Below are 23,389 nucleotides of genomic sequence, written 5' to 3' on the forward strand. Positions count from 1 at the left end.
ATGATTATTCTAATTTCACCCGCAAAAACTCTAGATTACAGCACTCCCCATTTCGAAAAATATTCAAAACCGGATTTTACTTCAGATATCAAATCACTTGTAGGAGTGATGAAGAAAAAGTCTGCCAAAGAAATCGCAGACTTGATGTCTGTCAGCGAAAATTTGGCAAACCTGAACGAGGAGCGGTACAAGACTTTTCAAAAAGATTTTACTCAAGATAACTCAAAACAAGCACTTCTGGCTTTCAAAGGAGATGTCTACACCAAAATCGATGTAGATAATTATACCGAGGATGAATTCAATTTTGCTCAGGACCATCTTCGAATTCTTTCCGGTTTGTATGGTTTATTGAAGCCGCTAGACCTTATACAGCCATATCGCTTGGAAATGGGTACAAGATTGGAAACCAAAAAAGGCAACAATCTATATGAATATTGGGGAAGCAAAATTGCCAAAGCAATCAATGCTGTTGCTGAAGGTAGTCCGATTGTAAACCTTGCCTCCCAAGAATACTTTAAAGCGGTAGATCTTAAAGCTTTAAAATCGCCTGTAATCAACATTCACTTCAAAGAACATCGTGACGGTAAGTATAAAGTCATTGGACTTTTTGCAAAGCAAGCAAGAGGAATGATGACAGACTTTGCCATAAAAAATAAGTTCACCGATCCAGAAAAATTAAAAACCTTCAATCTGGAAGGCTATGAATTTTCTGAACCACTAAGTTCGGATCAGGATTGGGTATTTGTGAGATAATATCCTGAGCCCGGGTTAATTAATTTAACCCGGGCTTTTTTTGGCCCAAATACATTTTTGTATCTTTAAGATCTGATTTTCAACGCTTTTTAATTTAATCCCCTTGAGGTCTTCAGTTCCGGTTTTATGGATTACCTTTTTTATGCTCTTCCTTCAAATGGACTGGAGTAATATCTCCCGTATTGAAAAAAAATCACAAGAACCTACCTACAAAACCACTAATGAAACCTTAATTTTTGGTCCTGATCGTATTTGCAACTATTTCGGTACCGTGATTGGATCTTTCACCGGAGGTGGAATTCCCGAAACTGATGTTTATAGCTGGCAAATAACATCTCCTTCGGGAGAAGTTGAGTTCGATCGCACAGGAGGCTTTCAGACCATTTCCTTTACTTTTTCAGATGTCGGAATTTACCAAGTACAATTAGAAATTCTCCGAGGAGGAATATCTATAGGTTCCGAACTCAAAGAGGTTGAATTGGTTCCCAGTCCGGACATCCTACTTGAAGAAAATAATTTTCTCTGCGTAGGAGAAAGCCTAGATTTAGTTGCCCTGAACCCTGAAAGCCCAGAATTTGAGGAATATCAATTTGAGTGGCTAGATGAGGACAATAATCTGATTGGTGATCAAAATACGATCAGTATATCAACTCCTGGATTTTTCTCTGTCCGGTTTTTTCTTTTAGATTCTGAAGGAAACCTAGAGTGCGAGACTACCATTTCCACTGAGGTTTTAGATACAGGGGCTTTCATTATTTTATCTGATAAATCGGAAATATGCCCTACAGAATTAATCTCTTTTTCGTCAGACCCTCCTATCTCAGGCGATTGGTTTTTTGAAAAAATAGAGGATCCAGGAAAGGTTTTTTTTACTTCGGGGGAGGAAATTACTATCAATCCCAATTCAACATTAAATGGTAATGGAGACTACTTGGTATATTTTGAACTCACCGATCCCAACAATCCCAATTGCAAAATCGAAACCTCCCGGCCTTTTGCTTTTAATCCAGAACCTCAAATTGAATTCGTCAGTGCAGAAAGTGCCGACGGGTGTTCGGGAACAGATGGCAAACTGTTTATCCGAGCACTCACCCCTATTGATCAGTTGACAGTAGAAAGCTTAGGCTTTTCGGAATCTGACATTTTGGAAGGTGATATTATCGAAATACCTAATCTAAAGTCCGGGGCCTATTCCATTTTTGGACAGTTAGGAAATTGTTTTAATACGCTAACCGCAATCGTTCCTCTAAATAATCCACCAGATCAATTAGAATTTGAAATCATTGATGAAATTGGAGAAACCTGTACAGATGAAGGAAAACTTGAGGGTAGTTTTACTGTAAAACTAGAAAACACAGGTACAAATGGTGGATACCGACTCTTTAATGAACGTGGAGCACTCATAATTGAAAACTCCCTCCCAGGAACTGATGAATTTACGCTCACCGTTCCCGGAGGCAATTACTTTTTTGAGCTTTTTGACGAATCCCTTTGTAATCTTCCTCAATCCGAAAAGATTGAAATAGAAAGCCTCAACTTAGTTTCCTACACATCCCCGACGTTTTTGTCCATTTGTGATGAATTTGAACTCATCCCACAAACTTCCCAAAATCTGGAATTCACACTTACGTATCCAGATGGTTCCGAAGAAATTCAGCAAAGCGGTGAAGGTTTTAGCATTTTGGATGAAGGAACCTACACGCTAGTTGGAAGAATTCCGGGCCAATCTGTCATCTGTCCGGTTACAAGAGAAATTCAAGTAGAAAAAGTCGAACCAGTTACTTTTGAGCCGGTTTTGATCAGCGAAGATTGTTTTGGAAACCGAACTTTTGAAGCAAATATTTTTGGTAGAGATCCCGCTACGGTAGACTTCTTTTGGTTTGATGAAAATGAAGATTTAGTAGGTACAGGACAATTCCTAAACCCCGTTTCCACTGGCACATACAGACTTGATGTGCAGCCTTCTAATAGTACTGCATGCTCCAATGACCCTATTCCTTTTGAGGTAAGGGAGCCAGTATTGAGCGTGGACATATCACTCACTACAACCAAACTCTGTGAATTTGGTCCTGAAGCTATTGTCAATTTGGAAACTACTTTTCCGGATGAGGTAACTGACATCCGTTGGAGACGATTTAATGAGGCTGGAGAAATCGTCGAATTACCCCAATTCAATAACCTCAACGAAATACAAACAAGAGTAGGTGGGACCTATGAAGTGGCTGTTTTCCGCTTCATCCCTGGCATCAGTGTGGAGGAATGCGAACTTGGACGCGCCACTGTACAGCTTGATTTAACACCTGAAAAAGTGGCTTTTGATATCCCCTCCGAATTGACAATTTGTGAAAGATTTGAATTGACACCGGACACCAATCAGGAGCTTGACTTTTTTATTTCCACCCCTTCAGGCTCAACAATCGAGATTTCGGCCGGAGAGTCAATGGTCCTAGATCAAACAGGGGTTTATACCTTTTTGGCTTTTGACCAAAATAGTCCAACTCCATTTTGCCCTGAACAAAAGGAAATATTGGTCAGCCGAGTACAGCCGGTCGTCTATGAGCCAGTTTTGGTAGAAGAGTTTTGTGATGGTAGCAGTTTGTACTCAGCCGAATTACAGAACTATTCTTCAGAAGATGTGGTCTTCTTTTGGAGGGATAATACCGGAAATCTCTTGGGACAAGCCCAAACCTTAGCAATCACAAACCCTGGTTCATACTCTTTGGAAGTCCAGCCTGCAGGGTCTACTCCTTGTGAAATTTCGCCCATCGAATTTGAGATTGCTGAGCCAGTTTTATCAGTAGATGTTTCGTTGACGAGTGAGCCTTTCTGCCCAGATGCAAGTAGTGCACTTGTTACCGTTCAGAGCGATTTTGAGCAAATCACTACCATCGAATGGTGGTTTACCGATCCTGCTGGGAATCAGAGACAATTGAACGACCTTACGAATGAACGGGAAATTTCAGCCAGCTTGGAGGGAACGTATGAAGCCCGGGTATTCAACGACATACCCTGTCTCTTGGGAAGAGAGGAAATTTTGATCTTACGAAGTCAAGACGAGGTAAGGCCAGATGTGGACTCCATTTACCAAATATGTCCACGCTTGGAAATAGCTCCTGAAATAAATCCGGGAAATTTCGCTTCCTACGAATGGTATTTTGAGGATCAATTAGTCTCCACATCGCCAACTTTTAAGCCACTTCAGATAGGAAATTTTGATTTGATCGTAACAAGTCTTGAAGGATGCACATATTCGGTGAGCTTCGAAACAGAAGAAGAGTGCGAACTTCGAGTACAATTTCCCACGGCAATCACCCCTCAGGACAATCAAAAACCATTTTTGATCTACACGAATTATTTGGTGGATGAATTGGAATTATGGATTTTCAATCAGTGGGGAGAATTAATCTTTCATTGTAAAAATGACCAATTGATCACCGAGGAGTCAACCTGTCTTTGGGACGGAACTTACAGAGGAGAAAAAATACCGAATGGTGCTTATAGTATTCGAATCAATCTGGTGAATTATGAAAAAAACATCAATAAAACTCAATTAGGCTCTTTGATGGTAATCGACTGAATATCATCAAAAAAATGAAAGACTTGGCTCATTTTTTGAATTGGAAAGTAATCTATACTTAGATCCGGCAAAAGGCCCTAATTTTGCCCCTCACCCTAAAAAGATTATCCGTGCAAGCCAAGGCTCAATTTCCTCTTTGGAAGATTGGGAACCGAATACTTGGAACGATCATTTTGTTTTTGGCCTTTTCTCCTTTTGGCCAAAATAAAAACCTCGATCCAAATTCTCCCTTACCTTATTCTGAATTTGCTGACCCTCAACTGATTGGTCCAGAGACACTATGCATCGTATTTGGAGGGGTGATAGGCACTTTCAGCGCTGGTGGAGACCCTGGAGATGTGTATACTTGGGTAGCCACTGATCCAAGTGGGAATGAAATTTTTAATCGCACGGGAGGGGGAGCAGCTTTTGAGACGGTAAAAATCGCTTTCAATCAAACCGGAACCCATCGAGTATCCCTTCGGGTTCGGCGTGCCACACAAATTATTTATGAGGAAAGTCAGGCTGTAGTTGTTCAGAAAGGACCTGAATTGGCATTGCTCCCCGACTATCTCATTTGTGGAAATAATCCAGTCGAGCTTACCGCTATTGATCCTGAAACACCTAATCTAAGTGAGTTCACTTTTATTTGGAGGGATTTGGGAGATAATATCATTGGCAATCAAAACACCATTTTAGTAAGCCGGGAGGGGTTTTATAAAGTAGAGCTTTTCCAAGTTTCAAGCACAGGCGCTGCAGAATGTTTGATCAATGGTTCAACATATGTGGGGCCTTCATTGGATTTCGAGCTCCAACTTGGCAAGGGTTCACTTTGTCAAGGAGAGTCCCAGACACTATCTACAGACACACCTCTTCCTGGAGATTGGTTTTTGATCAAGCCTGGAGGTTCTAATCCTGAAGCCTTGGGCTCTGCCTTTGAGGTTTCATTGCCGTCAAGCGAAATAGAGGAATCCGGCATTTATACGGCAATTTTCTCCGCAATTGATGAGCGATACCCTGATTGTAGGTCAGAGCGAAGAATAAGTTTCGAAGTAAGAGAAGCCCCGGAGCTGGAAGCAACTGTGCTGGAAAAACCAGATAATTGTGTCGAACCAAACGGATCATTTGAAATTACAGCTCTTAGTAACCTTGATTCGATTCGGGTGGTAGAAAGAGACTATCTCAATGTAGGTCTTTCCTCAGGGTCTTCCTTTATTTTGAGCAATCTTGATCCTCAAATCTACACCATACTTGCCTACAGCAATGGTTGCAAGTTTAGTACACTTCTAAACCTCGAAACCAAAGAGCTTCCTATTGTAGATGGAAATACACCTACTATTCAGGAGCCAAGCTATCAAGTCGAGCCCGAGAGTTGCGGAGAGAGAGGAGTTATCCCTGGCAAACTTAGACTCGAATTTGCCCAAGGTGAAGTAAATGGGGACTATAGAATTATGGCACTTGGTACTGGTGAAGTTGCCGCAGGAGAAATTCAAGATCAATCCAGCCTAGAGCTCAATCTATCCAGCGGAACCTATCTAGTGGAGCTAAAGGTAGACGGCTGTACCTATCCAGTCGAGCAAATCACTATCGATCGTCAGCCTCAGGTATCCTTTAGTAATCCAGGGACAATTGCTATTTGTGAGGAATTTGAATTTACCCCTGAGACCTCTGAGGATTTGATTTTTACACTTCAGGATCCAGAGGGAAATATTTTTACAGCAGGCTCGGGGGAATCATTTCTACTAAATAAATCTGGGACCTATACCCTCTTAGGTGAGTCAAATCAAAACAATGGAAACTGTCCAAGAGAGGTGACTTTTGAAGCGACCCTAAATCAAAAAATCAATTTTGATTTGGAGCTTTTTGAGGAAGATTGTTTTGGAAATCAGGTCTATAGAGCTTTGGTTGAAGACCTGGATATTGCTCAGACCTCCATCCGTTGGCTCAGTGAGGATGGAGAAATTGTAGGTCGTGGCGAACTGTTCTTTCCAACTGCGGTAGGTAATTACACCTTATCTGTCCAACCACTAGCAAGTGGATTTTGTGAAATCGAACCAATCCCATTTAGTGTAGAACCCCCGGTACTTTCGGTTCCAGTAGAATTGGAAGCTACCAAAATTTGTCCTGACCCGGCCACAGCGGTGATTACTCTAACAACCGATGAGGATGAGGTCGACCGGATTGAATGGATTTTCTTCGACTTAAATGACAATCGAGAGGATTTGCCTCAGTACACTGGTCTTTACGAATTGAAAGTGGATCGAGCAGGAAGCTATGAAGCTGTTGTATTTAATGAAATTGGCTGCGAAATAGGAAGAAACTTCATTGAAGTGAGCGTATCCACTTTAATCTCTGGACCTGAGCTGGAAGATACTTATGCTATCTGTTCAAAGGAAAATACACTTCCTGGTATCAATCCAGGTTCTTTCGAAGAATATGCTTGGTATTTTGAAGGTGACCTAGTTTCCACAGCTCCAATCTACAAGCCTACTCAAGTGGGAACTTATCAACTTGAAGTTGTGACTATTGATGGTTGCCTGTTTGTCGGAGAATTCAGAACATTTGATGCCTGCAACTTCAGTGTGATCATGCCCAATGCTATGGTTCTTGGTGATTCAAATCGGGATTTCAGAGTACTAGTAAGTGAAGGCGTTACGGAAGCAGAGCTTTTCATTTACAATAGAATTGGAGAGCTCATCTACCATGAAGAGTCGAAAGAAATCCCTGTAAAATCCCCATTTTTCAATTGGTCTGGGACAACTATACGAGGAGAAAAAGTTTCTATCGGAACCCTAACAGTGGTCCTATTCCTTCGAAATCCTATTTATGGGTTTGAAGAAAAGCTAATAGGCTCGCTACTTGTGATTGAATAGAAAGGATTTTTTTTATTATCGGAAAAGTTCGAGTCCGATATTTTTCCTATTTTGATGGCCTGCAATCGAATGCATTATCAACCTTAATCCAAAAAACCTATTTCTATGTCACAAGCAATTAACCGAACTGCGCTTTTCAATGCCAGCTGCCTGGCTTTGATTACCACGGCATTTACCTTTGCTATCCGAGCTGGAATTCTCCCCCAACTGGGCGAAGACTTTGGGCTTAGTGCTGAGCAACTGGGCTTTATCAACTCCATGTGGTTTTTAGGCTTCCCGATATCCATGATCTTAGGGGGCCTTTTTTATCATAAAGTGGGGCCAAAAATGATCATGAATATCGCTTTTGTCACTCACACCCTAGGAATTCTAATGACCCTGTTTGCTGGGGGATATACCACATTACTGATTTCCACCCTATTTATCGGATTTGGAAATGGCTGTACCGAAGCTGCTTGTAATCCAATGATAGCGGATATGTACACCGGTGTGAAAATGAATAAAATGCTCAATCGATTCCACATGTGGTTCCCTGGAGGAATCGTTTTAGGATCATTGATCTCGAAATTCATGACGGACGCTGGTCTTGGCTGGCAGCCACAGATCTGGGTAATGATGATCCCAACCATCGCGTATGCGGTTCTTTTCTTTGGAAAAGCATTCCCAAAGCCTTCTGTAGAAGGAGTTACTTCTATCTCAAGCAATGTCAAAGCAATGATCAGCCCGCTTTACATATTCCTGTTTATTTGTATGTCTATTACTGCTATCACAGAATTTGGTACTCAGCAATGGGCAAATGTAGTATTGGACAGTTCAGGAGCTAGCGGAATGCTTATCCTAGCCTTGACAACTGGTGTAATGGCCGTTGCTAGATTCTTTGCAGGGCCAGTGGTAGGTAAACTTGGACAGACCGGGGTTCTTTTGGGGGGAGCTATTCTAGCTACCATTGGAACTTACATGTTCAGCGTGGTTACAGGACCTGTTGCATATGTCGCAGCTATCGTTTTTGCCTTAGGTGTAGGTTACTTCTGGCCTGTGATGGTTGGAGCAGTTGCTCAGCGAGTCCCACTGAGTGGGGCATTGGGTATGTCAATCATCGGAGGTGTAGGAATGTTTTCTACCGCTATTTGGCAACCCATTATTGGAGGCTGGATTGACTCCGCCAGAGCATCCAATCTAGCTGAAGGGCTAACTGGAGCACAACTTGAACTTGCGACAGGTCAAGAAACGCTGTTGAAACTAACCATGTTCCCAGCAATTTTGATAGTCCTATTTATCATCCTATTTATCTGGCAAAAAGGAAGCAAACCCGCAGTCAGCGCCGCAGGAGCCCATTAAAAAATTAAAGCAGCCTTCGGGCTGCTTTTTTTATTCCTGACAAACGTAACTTTCATATTCCTCTCGGAAGACCGTCCAAAGTTTCCGGTCTTCATCCCGGTAGGTAATCGCCTCAGTTCGAATGCTTATTTCCAAGCTATATGGAGTCTCTATAACAGTACCGTCTACCAAAGTTATCGTACAAGGCCCATCGACTCGCTTGATATCTTTCAAGCCAATATCCTGAAACCAGCTCTCACATGAGTTGAGTACAACAACAACGAATACACCTGCTAAAATTCTACCGACTTTCATTGGGTCTCTATTTCGAATTCAAAGTAACTCAATCATCACCAAAAAAAAAGCTACTCTCAAAAGAAATAGATCCTTTGATATTGCTTCACTTTCAAAAGAGAAGCTTTTTTAAATAAAAAAAAGCCCAACCTAAATGGTTGGGCTTGTTAGTGACCTCGTCAGGATTCAAACCTGAAACCTCCTGAGCCGTAATCAGGTGCTCTATTCAGTTGAGCTACGAGGCCGAAAGCGAATGCAAAGGTACGAGTAAATGGATTTTATCCAAACAACATGATCGAGGTTTTTTAAAAATATCTCAACTTATCTTCGGCGATACTTAAGAATTATTAAGGACAAAATCAGGATTAATCCTTAGGGATTTTCTATTTTTGCCCGCACTAGTATGATTATAATTGCATTTTGATGAAAAAAATACTCGGATTATTATTCGCCCTATCACTGATCTTTACCGCACAGGCACAGGAAAAAACAGGCCCTAAAGTCCCAATAGGGGGAAGGCCGAATATTCCTTCTGATCTTGTTCTTGAGTTTGGATTTAACCTGCTAAACAATCGACCTGCTGATTTGAGCACCCGATTTTTTGGTTCTAAGACATTCAACATTTACTATCAGCACCCTTTTCGCATTTTTGGGGAAAATTCTGGAGTCACTTTCAATCCTGGATTTGGTATTGGCACAGACAAATTAGCCTTTCAGAATGACAGAAACCTATTTAATGACCCTGAAAAAGGACCTGAGTCAAGTCAACTTTTAGATTTGACCGAAGTCTATGGAGAAAACATCCAAGTCAACAAAAATACTTTTGCTCTAAGTTACTTTGATGTTCCTCTAGATTTCACCTACCATTTCAACAAATCTAACTACAGCAGAGGATTTCGGGTCTCGGTTGGAGGTAAGGTGGGAATCCTATACAACGCACACAGCAAAATCACCTATGAAGACGAGAATGGACTCACCAGAAAGGTAAAAGACTCACAAAACTACGGATTCGAACAAATCAGGTATGGAATTACGCTGAAGGCTGGTTCACCTGGCTTTTATGCATGGAGTTATTTCGGTCTGAATCGAATGTTCCAAGAGAATCAAGGTCCCGGCAATAATGAAGCACAACAAATAAGCTTCGGAGTGGCCGTCAATCTTTTCTAATTTCAAACCGGGTTCAGCCCGGTTTTTTTATGCCCACACCCACAGAAATCCTACAAAACAGGCCAAGAAGCCAAAAATAAATCCCGCGTAAATTTCGACGGGCTTATGAGCATCTAAGTACAGTCTCGAAGATCCCACAACCCCCGACAAAAGCAAAGATAGCAGCAATGGGTAGAGCACTTGGAAGTTAGTGAACTTCAAACCTAACACGACCACTATCGCTACCAAACCTCCAATACCGGTCATATGAGCAGACATTTTCCAGAAAAATGTAACTACGGTCAAAACTAATACTACCAAAGCGATCACACCAAGTGACTGCCAAAGAATTGGATCCAGTTCATTGATTTTGAACATGAAATAGACGGTCATTAAAAAATAGACGGTGGTAACTGAAAAAGGAATCGCACGATCTTTTATCGTATGCATGTGCAAACTTTTGACTGTTCCGCTAAGCCTCAACCCAAAAATGGTCAGCATAGGAATCACCAAGGTGGACAAGACAATCAAGTAGAAAATCCTCAACTTAAAGGAGGCAGGAACACTGCTCGCCTCAGGCACTCCAAATAATATCAACCCAAAAACCAGGGTCGGTACAATCAAAGGTTGAAATACGATGGAAATGACCAGGGCTATCGCTCTTTCCACTACAATTCTTTTCTAAGTCTGGCCACAGGGATTTGCAGCTGCTCTCGATACTTCGCTACGGTTCTTCTGGCAATATTATATCCTTTTTGATTCAGCATTTTGACCAACTTGTCATCGGAAAGCGGCTTTCGCTTATCTTCCTCATCCACCATGGTCTGAAGGACTGACTTCACCTCCCGATTGCTGACATCTTCCCCACTGTCTGTCGATATCCCTTCAGAGAAAAAGTACTTCAATGGATATACCCCAAATTCTGTCTGGACAGCCTTGCTGTTCGCTACTCGGGAAACGGTAGAAATATCCATATCAATTCGCTCTGCTATATCCTTTAAAATCATTGGACGCAGATTTGTTTCGTCACCATCAACAAAAAATTCCTTTTGGTAGTCAATAATCGCATGCATGGTCCGAAGAAGCGTATTTTGACGCTGCTTAATCGCATCTATAAACCACTTCGCTGCATCCAATTTTTGCTTGACAAAAGAGACCGTTTCCTTTAGCTTTTTATCCTTTTTGTCGGACTTATCATAAGCGTCAAACATCTCGGCATAAGACCGGGATATTCGAAGCTCGGGTGCATTTTTAGAATTGAGACTGACTTCAAGTTTTCCGCCATTATTGACTAATATGAAATCAGGAATAATGTATTGAGTCCTTACCAAACCATCCGAAGTTCCTCCGGGTTTGGGGTTTAGGTGCGTGATTAGATGTACCGCTTCTTTCGTTTCCTCCTCAGTGAGATCACATTTCCGTTGGATTTTGGAGTAATGTTTCTTGGTAAACTCATCGAAGCAATCATGCAAAATCCGAATAGCATGCTGCACCACCGGGTCATCGGGATGCTCCTTACGCTCCAACTGAATCAGCAAACACTCTTGAAGGTTGCGGGCAGCAATTCCAGCAGGATCAAAATTTTGAATTTTTATCAATATTTCTTCCAGCTCATCGATATCGGTTTCAATATTCTGACTGAAAGCAAGGTCGTTGATGATCGCCTCTAAGTCGCGACGGATATATCCGTCATTCTCGATGCTTCCTATCAATTGCTGACCGATGATTCGCTGCCTATCATCCAGTCTGAGGAAGTTCAGTTGCTGAATTAATTGCTCATGAAGAGAAGATTGGGATGAAATTGGCATCTCCCGATCTTCTTCATCTGGATTGTAATTTCCATCTCCCTGCATTTTATACCCACTGTACTCATCATCGAGGTAATCATCCAAGTTGATGTCCCGATCATCCACACCGAGATCCTCTTCATAAGAGTCCTCAAAATCCTCATCAGCAGCTGCATCCTCCTTTTCTTCCTTCCCCTCTTCCAGGGCAGGATTGATCTCCAACTCCTCCTCGATACGAGCATCGAGTTCGGCAGTAGGTACCTGTAGCAGTTTGATAAATTGAATCTGCTGCGGTGAAAGCTTCTGAGAGAGTGACTGACTGAGGTGTAACTTCTGCATTTGAACGGAATAAAACCTTTTATCTGGGTCTAAAAAAAGCCTTTTCAAGTGAAAAAGCCTTGAATTCAAAGTTAGGAAAAAGGAGCAAATTTTTGATAAAAAGCTTATTTAATCGTTTTTTTGCAAACCACTTAAAAGGGCTTCACTTTTTAAGTAAAAACTCAAAATTCACAAACATGGCATTCAACAAACGGGTCAAAATCAAAACCTTATTGGAGCAGAGTCCGATCGGAGAATCAGTCACAATCATGGGCTGGGTACGTACCCGAAGAAGTAATAAAAATGTGTCTTTCATCGCTCTGAATGATGGATCCATCATCACCAACTATCAGGTAGTAGCAGATCCAAATCAGATTTCAGAGGAAATATTAAAAAAATGTGCGACAGGTGCATGTCTGAAAATATCGGGTACCGTGGTCGAGTCCCAAGGTTCGGGACAGACATCTGAACTTCATGCAAACAGCATTGAAGTGCTCGGGGAAGCAGATCCGGAAAAATATCCCCTTCAACCGAAAAAGCATTCCTTGGAATTTCTAAGAGAGATCGCCCACCTGAGAATGCGCACCAATACTTTTGGGGCTGTTTTTCGAGTGAGACATGCCTTGGCTTTTGCCGTGCATCAGTACTTCAATGATAAGGGATTCTTCTACATCCATACCCCAATTATTACAGCGTCCGATGCGGAAGGGGCCGGTGAGACCTTCAAGGTAACCACCCTAGATATCGGAAATCCTCCTAAAACGGAAGATGGATCGGTAGACTTTAAGCAGGATTTCTTTGAAAGAGAAGCGAACCTGACGGTGTCTGGACAGCTTGAAGGAGAATTGGCCGCATTGGCACTTTCTGAGATTTACACTTTTGGACCTACTTTCCGGGCCGAAAACTCCAATACCACCCGACATTTGGCTGAATTCTGGATGATTGAGCCAGAGATGGCTTTCTATGACGCCGAGGATAATGCTGATTTGGCGGAAGACTTTCTCAAGTACTTAATCAACTACGCGATAGAAAATTGCCAGGAAGATTTGAAGTTTTTGGAAAATCGCCTATTGGATGAGGAAAAGTCCAAGCCAGCTGATCAGCGTTCGGAGATGGGCTTGATCGAAAAGCTGAAGTTTGTAGCTGAAAATGATTTTGTACGGATCACCTACACCGAGGCTATCGACATTCTAAAGCGATCCAAGCCTAATCAAAAGAAAAAATTCCAATACCTGATCGAGGAATGGGGAGCTGACTTGCAATCGGAGCATGAGCGCTATTTAGTAGAAAAGCACTTCAAAAAGCCAGTGATTCTCACGGACTATCCGAAAGAGATCAAGTCTTTCTACATGCGACAGAACGAAGATGGCAAAACCGTAGCAGCAATGGACATTCTATTCCCAGGGATAGGAGAAATCGTGGGAGGTTCTCAGCGTGAAGAGCGAATGGACCTTTTGGTCAGCCGAATGGAGGAGCTTGGAATTCCGACTGATGAAATGTGGTGGTTTTTGGATACACGAAGATTCGGTTCTACTCCACACGCAGGCTTTGGTTTGGGCTTTGAGCGAATGGTGCAATTTGTCACTGGAATGGGAAATATCCGGGACGTCATTGCCTTCCCAAGGACGCCAGGGAACGCTGAATTTTAAGAAAAATCAATCAAGTAAAGATCCCCGACTGAAAGGTTGGGGATTTTTTTGCAAAGGATTAGACCACCATCCAAAAAGTGACCCAAAAAAGAATATATCGGTAGATAATAAAGCTTGGAATCAGAAACACACCTAGCAGCAAACTTCTCCAAATTGCTCCTGCTTTGGATGTACTATATGCACCTTTGATTAAAGCATACATGTAGACAATCACTACAGCCAATAAAATGATCGATAAAGTCGCCTCATTCATCATCCCTCCGATGGAAAATGAAAACAAGCCAACTCCCAGATTAAATAAGGCAGGAAATAACACTAAAGCAAAAAGAATATAAAAGCCATAGAAATAGGCTGAACCTGCAAAAAAATCAATCAAGTACAAATCCTCTCTTTTGAAGAATAGCAGCTTCAAAAACAGTCCTTGTAATACGACTAGAATAATTAGTAAGAGTTTCCCATTGGAGTTAGAAACTCGTTCATAATTCGTTTTAAATAGCTCTTTATTCTCGCCACTCTTCGCAAGATGTGTGTTTACAACCCTTTCAATTTGGCTGCTATAGGGCAATTGATACATCTGAACTTCCAGAGATGTGTTGAATGTAGAGATAATGGGGAATATGAAATAGATCAGGTTTGCAAAAAAGAAGAGTTGGAGTGGTGAGAGGTATTTTCTCCTAATCCCTATGACAAAATTCCGAGTCAGTTCTCCCGGCCGAGTAATCAATAATTTGATCGTTGAAAGAAACTTTCCATCGGCGACAAAGACAGAGGCAATCAATTCTTCAAAAAAATGACTGAGCTTTTTATCCTTCCTTTCGAGTTTTTTTTCTCCGCAAGAGTAGCAAAACATGCCTTTTAGCTCTTCACCACATCTTACGCAAACATTCCTATGGTCAACCATCGATGAAACAATTTCCGAGAAGATTAATATCTCGAATAATTGTATCAATTCAAACAATCGAGTTTTTTCAACTCACTACTTTCACCCTTCGGGCAAGAGGAATACAAAGGAGACTGAAGAAAATCGCGATATAACCCACTAGATTGAAATTTGTAAGTTGGCCAAGGGCATTTTCACCGATGATCATCCCTGCAATTAGGGAAGCTAGCCCGGTAGCCATTTGCTGCACTGCCGAATTGAAACTCAGAAAACTACCTCTATTCTCAGGTCTAGCAGTACCCGTGATTATCGCGGCAGCAGGAACATAGCGTCCATTGGAGGTCACAAAGAACATCGTCGAAATCATCAATACAAAAGGGATAGGAGTTACTCCTAGATTGGTGATCACTGCGATGGGGATGACGTTTAGAAACATAAAAATGGTAAAGACTTTGAGCTTTCCGTATTTATCAGACATCTTCCCTACCCATGGTGAAGTAAAGATGGTGAAAGCGCCTCCAGCCATATAGATATAAGTCAATTGAAGTTCAGTGAAACCTACATTGGCTACCGTGTAAGGACTCAAAAACGGAATAATCATAAACTGCCCAAACATCATCATGACCGACAAAGTAATGGCACGCATTTGATTAGAATTACTTGTCACTCTTTTTACTACTTCGAGCGGATGGGGTCTTTGAACTTCCTGCCCAAGATGATCGGCAATATTGGGAATGAATCGAAATATCATCCCTAAGCTGACTAAAGAAAGTCCTGTCAAGATGAAAAAAGGCGTATGCCAATCAGATAGCCCCGCCAAAAACAGTCCAAGCGGAACCCCAAGCACAGAAGCTACCGAGAAGGCCGCCATGACCAATCCCATGGCTCTTCCCCGTCTGGCATCAGGAATCACATCACCTATAATCGCTAAGATCAAGGCCGAAGTCAATCCTCCAAACAATCCGGACAAGATCCTGGCTAAAAGTAGGATACCGTAGCTAGGAGAAAGTGCGCAGCCTAAAGTCGCTACCGTAAAGCCTACATAAACCCAAAAAAGGATTTTCTTACGATCAAATCGATCTAAAAAAAATGCGCCAAAAAAACTGGAAATCCCTGCACTGAAGGTGTAAGATGATACCAATAAACCAAATTCACTAGGAGATATCCCAAATAGCCGCATCAATTGAGGCCCCAAGGGCATCAAGATCATGAAATCCACAATGTGGATAAAATTGATAGCTGCCAAAGTCCAAAGCAGCAGTTTCTCACGGTTCATAAAAATCCTTTATCCGAAAACCCATCCATTTCCAGGTTAGTTTGCTTTGAGAGAATAATATTTAAGAATTCTCAACGAATTCAAAAGTACGGGGAATTTGCTCAATAATATCTGATGCTATGGTTCCCTGAAATCTGATTTTTCCTGCATATTCTCCTGCCAGTCCATGATGAAACACTCCGCAGATAGCTGCATTTTCAGGACTATAGCCCATTCCTAAAAAAGCGGTGATCATTCCTGTCAAGACATCTCCAGCCCCTCCAGTAGCCATAAAATGGGTCCCAGTACTATTGAAAAGCTGTCTTCCATCAGGAAGGCTTATTAATGTATTTGCTCCTTTCAGCACAAGAATAATCTGATACTTCTTTGCAAGTTCTGAAGCTTTCTTCATCCGATCAGGATGATTGACGCAACTCCCAACTAGCCGCTCAAACTCACCCAAATGAGGAGTAAGAATTGAGTTTTTTGGAAGAAGTGACATCAATTCCGGATTTCTTGACAATACATTCAATGCATCTGCATCTAAGACCATCGGCTTTGAAAAGGATTTAAGTAAAAACTCCAGTTGCTTTTCTCGGTTGTCAACTCCCCAGCCAGGCCCTACACCGATCGAATCAAAGGCATCCAAATCTTTGAAATCTTCCCCAATAACCATGGCTTCGGGAACTGAGGCTTGTATGATAAAACGTTCTGATTCATCAATTTGACAAGTCACAAGACCCGCCCCAGTCCGCAGTGCACTTTTTGCGGATAAAACGACGGCTCCCATTTTCCCCAGACTTCCCCCAATCAGCAATATTCTCCCAAAATCTCCCTTGTGCGAGAATCGGTGAAACCGTTTGTGTCTCTCTGGGATATCCTTCTTTTGGATATAAAATAGATCAGATTCAAACTCTTGGTATAAACTATCGGCTATTCCAATATCTACCAGCACTAACTCACCAACGACTTGGGCGTTTTCGGGAAATAATAAGGAAAGCTTAGGAAAGGCAAATGTGACCGTGTAATCCGCACATGCAACCAAACTCTTATCATTTACAACTCCCTCTGATAAAAGACCGCTGGGAATATCTATGGCTATTTTTAATCCTTGCTGCTTATTCCAAGAATCAACTATCGGACGAGCCGAGTCTCTCAACTTGCCTTTCAAGCCAACTCCTAAGAAAGCGTCTATAAATATACCTTTAGAGGGAAAGTCAAAATCTTCAAAGCTTACTTTGCTTACGCCTTCTGGTAATCTGTCAAAATTGATTTTGGCATCAGCAGAAATATCAACTTCATCATTGAAACAAAGCACTACCGTTACCTGATAGTTTCTTTGCTGTAAATGCCTGGCAATTCCAAGACCATCTCCTCCATTATTTCCACCACCCACATAGATGAAAATTTCTTGACCAGTAAATTTCTGTTCCTCAAACCAATGGATAAAGCCTAGAACTGCTGTTTCCATCAGTTCATAGCTTGACTGCCCACTTCTTTTGCAATGCATCTGGTCCAGTTTGCTGACAGCGTCTCCTTTAAGAATCCGTATCATAAAACCTCCTCTGTTTTTACAGCTAATTCACGTTTTGGAATAGAAACTAAAAATAAAAACCCTAAGCCTACAAGAAAGAAAATTCCAAGTGAAAGTGCCGAATTCCGCATGCTTCCTGTTAGTTGTTCGATGGCTCCATAGGAAAAGGTACCGAGCACAATTGCCATTTTTTCAGTGACATCATAAAAACTGAAAAAGCTAGCATGATCCGTGGTGTTTTGAGGAATCAGTTTTGAGTAGGTAGATCTAGAAAGGGACTGAATCCCCCCCATCACAAGACCGACCACAAAGGCCAAAGCAAAAAACTCATACACATTGTAAACATAGTATGCTGCAGCACAAATCATCGTCCAAATTAGAACCATGATGATAAGGCTGGTTTTGTTCCCAAATTTCTTTGAGATGAAAGCAAAAAGATAACTACCAATAATAGCCACGAATTGGATAATGAGAATGGTAATAATCAACTGATCACCAGGCAATCCAAGTTCTTTGTCTCCAAAGGTGGCGGCTAGGTACATGACCGTCTGCACCCCCATGGAATAGAAGAAAAAAGAAGCTAGAAATCGCTTTGTGAACGGCATCTTTTTGATCAGTCCAAAGACTTTTCTAATTTCTTGATAACCAGAAAAAAGCAATTCCCTTTTAATTTTTTTATCATAAGGATTTCTGGGAAGGTATTTGAATGTGATTTGGGAAAACCCAGCCCACCAGACTCCGGTAATCAAAAAAGAAATCCTAGCAGCCATCCCCCCTTCAGGAATACCAAAAAGATGAGGCATTTGAATCATTAAAAGGTTCACTACCAAGAGCACCACACTTCCAATATATCCGAGGGCAAAGCCTTTGGCACTTAATAAATCGTACTCATCCTCTTTTGATATCTCAGGAAGAAAAGCATTATAGAACACAATACTCCCCGCATAACCAACACTTGCTGTTACACTACAGATAATTCCCCATTCCAAATTATCTCCCTCAAAAAAGAAAAGACCTACACAGGCAACAGAACCTAGATAGGCAAAAAACTTCATGAATTCGAGTTTCTTCCCACTACTATCGGCTATACCAGATAGTATGGGAGAGATCAAAGCTATAACTAGAAAGGAAAAAGATATAGAATACGAATACAGAACCGTATTGATGATTTCAAATCCAAAAAATGAAACAAGTTCTGATCCGTCAATTCCTTTAGTAACGGAATTGTAATAAACTGGAAAAATGGTAGATGTAATGACCAGGCTATATACCGAATTTGCCCAATCATACATGGCCCAGGCATTTTGAACTTGCCGCTTATTTTTTATCAGGACTGCCATTATAGAAAAAAAGCTATCTCTTTGGGGAGATAGCTTTAATTTTTAAAGTATTTCTAAATTAATTATTCACAACTTTTCCTACTGAAGCGTAAAGAACTCGTCTTGCATCCGCTTCTCTAAGTTCTGTCTGAACATCAGAGATTGGACCCATTTTCACGTCCTTATCAACCTTCATAGAGATTGTAATCATTCCTCTATCTGCTTCTGGCAAGGCATCACGCTCTCTGTTAACCCACTGTACAATATCTGCCGGGGTCAAAAGAGCATCATTAGCTTGCACTCTTGGCTCAGAACCATACAAGGCTGTGTTTTTTGGCTTACCAATGTACACATACGAGATAAGAGTTTTCTTCTGAAGCTTCTGAAGCTGTGTAGCCTGAGGAATCTTTTGCTCTACCAAGATTTCCTGCTCTCTCAATACTGTAGTCACCATGAAGAAGAACAACAGCATGAAGATAATATCAGGAAGGGCTGAAGTAGGGATGTTCTCCGATGTTTTGGTTTTTTTCTTAAACTTTCCCATATCAACTTCCGATTTTATCAGGTTCTGCAATAGAAATCGCCATTGGAATACCTTCTTTTCCTTTATCGATGAGCGCTTTTTCAGCATCATCATTTCCAGGAAGTGTTCGATATTCGGCGGTTTCGAGATTTACTCGCTCTGCATAGATGTCAAAGTAAGCTTTCTTTGCCAAGTCGAATACTTCCAAGTACTTCTCATAAGAGGTTCCACGGTTTGTTTTGATAGAGACTACAGCTTCTCCTGGATGGTCTGAAGACTCTGGATCACGTGCAGCTTGGGCTCGTAGTGACTGTGGAAGCGAGTTGAATAATGCTTGTGCATCTTCATCTGGAGCTCCGAAATTCAAAACGAAGGCTTTGATATCTTCATCCAATCCATCCGCAGATTCACGATATTCACCTTCTACCAGTAAGTCATCATTTGCATTGACAAGAATGGTAAAGATGTTTCGTTCGTTTTTATCAATTTCTGGCGGCGGATTATTCGGATCCAACTTCGGAGGCAGTACGTTTAAGATACCTTTGTCCGAAGCGATCGTCGTGGTCACGAGAAAGAAAATCAATAGTAGGAAGGCAATATCTGCCATCGAACCTGCATTGACTTCCTGACTCATTCTGCTTTTACTTTTAGCCATAATTATTTGATAGCTTTATTGAGTTCCGTAAATACAATTCCTACCAATGCTACAATCGCTAACACATATGTGGTAATCAACATACCACCTACAAACTGCGAACCTGTTGGAGTTAGGTTGAACGGATCTGCTTCAAACTTAGGAAGTACTTCATTACTGGAAATCGAGTATGCGATAAAGAACAATACTACGATTCCGATGATGCCAACCACTGTTTTTAGCAAAGATTTTGGATTGTCCAGAGACTTAATAAGCGGCATAACGATCGCAAAGAAAGCCCCAGCAATTACTAGACCGTATCCAGCATAAAGGAAAATGTCATAAGTATCCATAATGTTTCTTCTTTGGGGTTTTAGAATTTAATAAGGAAATGCTACAAAAGACGGATTACTTACCAGTCAATTTGTGCTTTACAAGCATGTCCACCAAAGAGATGGATGCATCTTCCATATCGTTCACCAAAGAATCGATTTTTGCAACGCAATAATTGTAGAATAGCTGAAGGATAATCGCAACGATCAAACCTGCTACTGTTGTCAAAAGGGCGATTTTAATACCACCTGCTACTAGGGATGGAGAGATATCACCGGCTGCTTCGATAGAGTCGAATGCACCAATCATACCGATTACCGTACCCATGAAACCAAGCATTGGAGCCAAGGAGATGAATAGGGATATCCATACTAGACCTTTTTCCAAACGACCCATTTCTACGGAACCGTAGGCGATGATTGACTTCTCCACCATCTCGATGCCTTCTGAGTATCTCATCAGACCTTGAGTAAAGATGGAAGCAACCGGGCCTTTGGTGCTCTTAGTAACATCCTTGGCCGCTTCAATTCCTCCCGAAGCTAGCGCATCTTCTACCTTTGCCAAAAGCTTCTTGGTATTAGTAGTAGATAGGTTGAGGGTAATGATTCTTTCTAACGCTACAGCAAGTCCCAAAATAAGACAAACCAAAACTGGCGTCATGAAGACAGGGTCTCCTTCGATAAACTTCTCTTTAACGACTTGGTGGAAACTCTGCTCCTCAGCTACGATCTCGTCGTCAACTACAGTGGGAGAATCTTGTGCGATTGCGAATACAGGTGCGAACAGGATTCCTGCAAGCATGAACAAAGCGATTAACTTTCTCATAATGTGATTTTTAAATAGACTTTTGATAAAGGTTAAATGGTTTCTAGACTAAAATCGAGTTTTAAAGTTATCATTTTTTGAATTCAAAAAACAATGGGGTCTTTTAGATTTTTGTGAAATATTCAGGCTTTTAGACTCGAATTCGTCAATTTTTACACGAGCGGAAGGAATATTCCATTTTCTAAAATCCCAATAACTCTCTAACTCGATGCTAAAATTTCATTTTTTTCCTGAAACAAAAAATTATTCATGCTAAGATTCCTAAAATTCAAGTCAATAATTATCATAAATCCATCAAATCACCTCTCTATGGATTCTTCAGTAAACTATTGATTGGGTAAAATTTTAAGCAAAAAAGCGCTTACAGGACAATCAAAAGTACTTTTCACCGTCCGATACTTCAAATCAGAGTATTTATTCTTTGCTCAAAATCATTATTCCTTTTTGACCTTTTCAAAACCAAACCCCTGATCAATTCTCCTTCAAAACCGGCAATCTTGAATTTGTGTTCTCCCACCATCGCTCCAACTTGCTCTTCATCTCTGAAACTAAAAACGGTAACTGATTGGCTAGATTCTCTTTTTCTTGTGGATCGGAAACTAAATCAAAAAGCTCCACTCCTTCTCCGTCGAAATAATAAATCATTTTGTAATTACCTGAGCGAATAATGGAATAAGGTAAGACATCAGCCCCTCGATAATGAGGGAAATGCCAAAAAAAATCCCGCTCTGGCAATTGACCTTGATTAAGCAAAATCGATTTAAGCGACTGTCCATCTCCCACATTAGAATCCGTTTCCAGAAAATCCAAAATAGTAGGAAGCCAATCCATAGTAATTATTGGGATATCTGAGGATGCTCCACTAGGGATTTGACCTGGTAGGGAAACTATAGTAGGAACCCTAATCCCTCCTTCATAGGGATATCCCTTGAATGATCGAAGTCCAAGATTTACCGTGACGGGATTATCCAGGTTACCTACCAGGCCTCCATTATCGGAAGTGAAAATAATAAGCGTGCTTTCACGAAGGCCCAATTGGTCTAGCTTACTTATCACTTTCCCTACATTTTGATCCAAGTTTTCTATCAAAGCCGCGTAAGTTGGGTTTCGCTGTATGCCGGGTAGTTTATTTTGATATTTCTTCACCAAAACTTCTGGCCCCATTATGGGCGTATGAACCGCATAAGGAGCCCAGTGAATAAAAAATTTATTCTCTTGATTTTGGATGAAATTGATGATCTCACTTCCTTCTCGATCGGTCAAAAACTCCCCTTCCTGTCTTGCTGGCAGGTTTTTAATCACATAATCCGGATTTGGATTTGATGAAATATAGGGATCGAAGTAACTGGGTGGCTGCCCCAAATCATTTCCGCCAATATTCATATCAAAGCCTTGGTTCTCCGGATGAAATCCTTCTTCTCCCAAATGCCATTTCCCTACATGCAACGTACTATAACCCAAGGATTGTAATCGCTCAGGTAGAGTCACTTCCTCTAGTGGCAGATAGCCCTGTATTTTTGGAGTCTTCATGGGTCTATCCTCGAAAATCTCATATTCTCCCTCCTTACCAGAAGTCGAATAACCTTGGAATTTTGCGCGGATCCAATCTGTTATTCCCAATCTCGCCGGGTATTTGCCAGTCAGTAATGCCGCTCGGGTTGGGGAGCAAATAGCTGCTGCAGCGTAGGACTGAGTAAAAAGCATCCCTTCAGCAGCCAATCGATCTAAATTCGGAGTCTCATAGAAATCACTTCCATAAACACCTAAATCTGAAGCACCCAGATCATCAACATGAATTATTAAAATATTTAAGTCTTTTTTCTGAGCAATCGACTGCCCAAAAACCACCATTAAAGCCAAAAAAGTAACTATTTGTAGCACTCGCATATTTCCTAGATTGAATCTTATGGATAAGATAAAATCTTTTCATTAAAAATTTCAGCTTTTGCTAAGTCAGCTCCCGTAAATAGAATTGATTTGATTTTCGAGTGCTGGTAAATTCAGTTTAGTTTCTTCAAGTCAGAGGAATTCGGGAGTGGTAATTTATACCCTCCCGGCCTCTGCACCAATCGCAAGTTTAGTTACAGGTTAAATAAATAGCCCCCAAGAAGTATTGGCTACTAATTGGGGGCTTTTGATTTAAGATTTTGGATTTAAAGTAACAACTTACATCAGTCGCTTGATTGTCCAAACGATAATCGCAAAGAGGAAGATTAGAATAGAAATCTTATTGATTCCATGCATCATTCTCAAATTGAAGTTTGATTTTTGATTAGGATCTGGTTTTTTAAAAACCCGAATGAAGTAATTACCTACTTCACCAAGCTTAAAAAACTCCTTTACTTTATTTTTTTCGGCCATTTTTTCCATTTTGTCTTAGAACAGGTCCAGAT

19 protein-coding genes and 1 tRNA gene are annotated in these 23,389 nt (G+C 41.2%); 6 read left to right on the plus strand and 14 right to left on the minus strand.

Going from position 1 to position 23,389, the window contains the following annotated elements:
- The 4 genes from yaaA to G457_RS0113630 all read left to right on the plus strand — a co-directional run bounded on the left by yaaA (nucleotide 1) and on the right by G457_RS0113630 (nucleotide 8,520).
- Nucleotides 1–753, plus strand: coding sequence for a peroxide stress protein YaaA (gene yaaA, locus G457_RS0113615; RefSeq protein WP_026946971.1), 753 nt, complete (start codon nucleotides 1–3; stop codon nucleotides 751–753).
- 142 nt (nucleotides 754–895) lie between these two features.
- Nucleotides 896–4,330: a T9SS type B sorting domain-containing protein gene (locus tag G457_RS0113620; RefSeq protein ID WP_026946972.1), complete on the plus strand. Its 3,435-nt coding sequence runs from the start codon at nucleotides 896–898 to the stop codon at nucleotides 4,328–4,330.
- Nucleotides 4,331–4,440: 110 nt separating this feature from the next.
- On the plus strand, nucleotides 4,441–7,182 hold the full coding sequence (locus tag G457_RS0113625; protein ID WP_026946973.1) for a hypothetical protein: 2,742 nt from the start codon (nucleotides 4,441–4,443) through the stop codon (nucleotides 7,180–7,182).
- A gap of 105 nt (nucleotides 7,183–7,287) precedes the next feature.
- A complete protein-coding gene (locus G457_RS0113630) occupies nucleotides 7,288–8,520 on the plus strand; it encodes an MFS transporter (RefSeq protein ID WP_026946974.1) in 1,233 nt (410 codons plus the stop codon).
- Between the two features lie 30 nt (nucleotides 8,521–8,550).
- Here G457_RS0113630 and G457_RS0113635 read toward each other — a convergent pair whose 3' ends face one another.
- Both G457_RS0113635 and G457_RS0113640 read right to left on the minus strand, forming a co-directional pair.
- The gene (locus G457_RS0113635) at nucleotides 8,551–8,814 is read right to left on the minus strand and encodes a hypothetical protein (protein WP_026946975.1); all 264 of its coding nucleotides are present in this window, start codon (nucleotides 8,812–8,814) and stop codon (nucleotides 8,551–8,553) included.
- A gap of 150 nt (nucleotides 8,815–8,964) precedes the next feature.
- A tRNA-Arg gene (locus G457_RS0113640) sits at nucleotides 8,965–9,038 on the minus strand.
- Between the two features lie 178 nt (nucleotides 9,039–9,216).
- Between G457_RS0113640 and G457_RS0113645 the strand changes: the two genes are divergently transcribed.
- Nucleotides 9,217–9,960, plus strand: a complete 744-nt coding sequence (locus G457_RS0113645) for a porin family protein (RefSeq protein ID WP_026946976.1) — start codon at nucleotides 9,217–9,219, stop codon at nucleotides 9,958–9,960.
- 27 nt (nucleotides 9,961–9,987) lie between these two features.
- On the opposite strand, the gene G457_RS0113650 is transcribed toward G457_RS0113645, so the two are convergent.
- On the minus strand, nucleotides 9,988–10,608 hold the full coding sequence (locus G457_RS0113650; RefSeq protein ID WP_026946977.1) for a hypothetical protein: 621 nt from the start codon (nucleotides 10,606–10,608) through the stop codon (nucleotides 9,988–9,990).
- Nucleotides 10,608–12,065 carry an RNA polymerase factor sigma-54 gene (rpoN, locus tag G457_RS0113655; protein WP_024283433.1) on the minus strand — a complete coding sequence of 486 codons (1,458 nt, stop codon included), beginning with the start codon at nucleotides 12,063–12,065 and terminating at the stop codon, nucleotides 10,608–10,610. The genes G457_RS0113650 and rpoN overlap by 1 nt, the downstream gene beginning before the upstream one ends.
- Before the next feature lie 176 nt (nucleotides 12,066–12,241).
- On the opposite strand from rpoN, the gene asnS reads away from it, so the two are divergent.
- Entirely contained in the window at nucleotides 12,242–13,693 is a 1,452-nt protein-coding gene (gene asnS, locus G457_RS0113660; protein ID WP_026946978.1) for an asparagine--tRNA ligase, read from the plus strand.
- A gap of 58 nt (nucleotides 13,694–13,751) precedes the next feature.
- On the opposite strand, the gene G457_RS0113665 is transcribed toward asnS, so the two are convergent.
- The 10 genes from G457_RS0113665 to G457_RS0113715 form a co-directional block, all read right to left on the minus strand.
- A complete protein-coding gene (locus G457_RS0113665; protein ID WP_081701443.1) occupies nucleotides 13,752–14,594 on the minus strand; it encodes a DUF3667 domain-containing protein in 843 nt (280 codons plus the stop codon).
- A gap of 67 nt (nucleotides 14,595–14,661) precedes the next feature.
- Nucleotides 14,662–15,849, minus strand: a complete 1,188-nt coding sequence (locus tag G457_RS0113670; protein WP_026946980.1) for an MFS transporter — start codon at nucleotides 15,847–15,849, stop codon at nucleotides 14,662–14,664.
- Between the two features lie 61 nt (nucleotides 15,850–15,910).
- Nucleotides 15,911–17,383, minus strand: coding sequence for an NAD(P)H-hydrate dehydratase (locus G457_RS0113675; protein ID WP_026946981.1), 1,473 nt, complete (start codon nucleotides 17,381–17,383; stop codon nucleotides 15,911–15,913).
- Nucleotides 17,380–18,702, minus strand: coding sequence for an MFS transporter (locus tag G457_RS0113680; protein WP_026946982.1), 1,323 nt, complete (start codon nucleotides 18,700–18,702; stop codon nucleotides 17,380–17,382). The genes G457_RS0113675 and G457_RS0113680 overlap by 4 nt, the downstream gene beginning before the upstream one ends.
- A gap of 58 nt (nucleotides 18,703–18,760) precedes the next feature.
- Entirely contained in the window at nucleotides 18,761–19,225 is a 465-nt protein-coding gene (locus G457_RS0113685) for an ExbD/TolR family protein (RefSeq protein WP_024283440.1), read from the minus strand.
- 1 nt (nucleotide 19,226) lies between these two features.
- Entirely contained in the window at nucleotides 19,227–19,859 is a 633-nt protein-coding gene (locus G457_RS0113690) for an ExbD/TolR family protein (RefSeq protein ID WP_026946983.1), read from the minus strand.
- A 2-nt stretch (nucleotides 19,860–19,861) separates the two neighbouring features.
- Complete coding sequence (locus G457_RS0113695) at nucleotides 19,862–20,191, minus strand: hypothetical protein (protein WP_026946984.1); 330 nt, start codon at nucleotides 20,189–20,191, stop codon at nucleotides 19,862–19,864.
- A gap of 55 nt (nucleotides 20,192–20,246) precedes the next feature.
- The gene (locus G457_RS0113700; protein WP_026946985.1) at nucleotides 20,247–20,996 is read right to left on the minus strand and encodes a MotA/TolQ/ExbB proton channel family protein; all 750 of its coding nucleotides are present in this window, start codon (nucleotides 20,994–20,996) and stop codon (nucleotides 20,247–20,249) included.
- A 471-nt stretch (nucleotides 20,997–21,467) separates the two neighbouring features.
- A complete protein-coding gene (locus G457_RS21515) occupies nucleotides 21,468–22,883 on the minus strand; it encodes a sulfatase (RefSeq protein ID WP_051260830.1) in 1,416 nt (471 codons plus the stop codon).
- Between the two features lie 279 nt (nucleotides 22,884–23,162).
- Nucleotides 23,163–23,357 carry a DUF6728 family protein gene (locus tag G457_RS0113715; RefSeq protein WP_026946986.1) on the minus strand — a complete coding sequence of 65 codons (195 nt, stop codon included), beginning with the start codon at nucleotides 23,355–23,357 and terminating at the stop codon, nucleotides 23,163–23,165.
- Nucleotides 23,358–23,389 lie beyond the last annotated feature (32 nt).

The sequence above is a fragment of the Algoriphagus marincola DSM 16067 genome, from assembly GCF_000429405.1.
Taxonomy (GTDB): Bacteria; Bacteroidota; Bacteroidia; order Cytophagales; family Cyclobacteriaceae; genus Algoriphagus; species Algoriphagus marincola.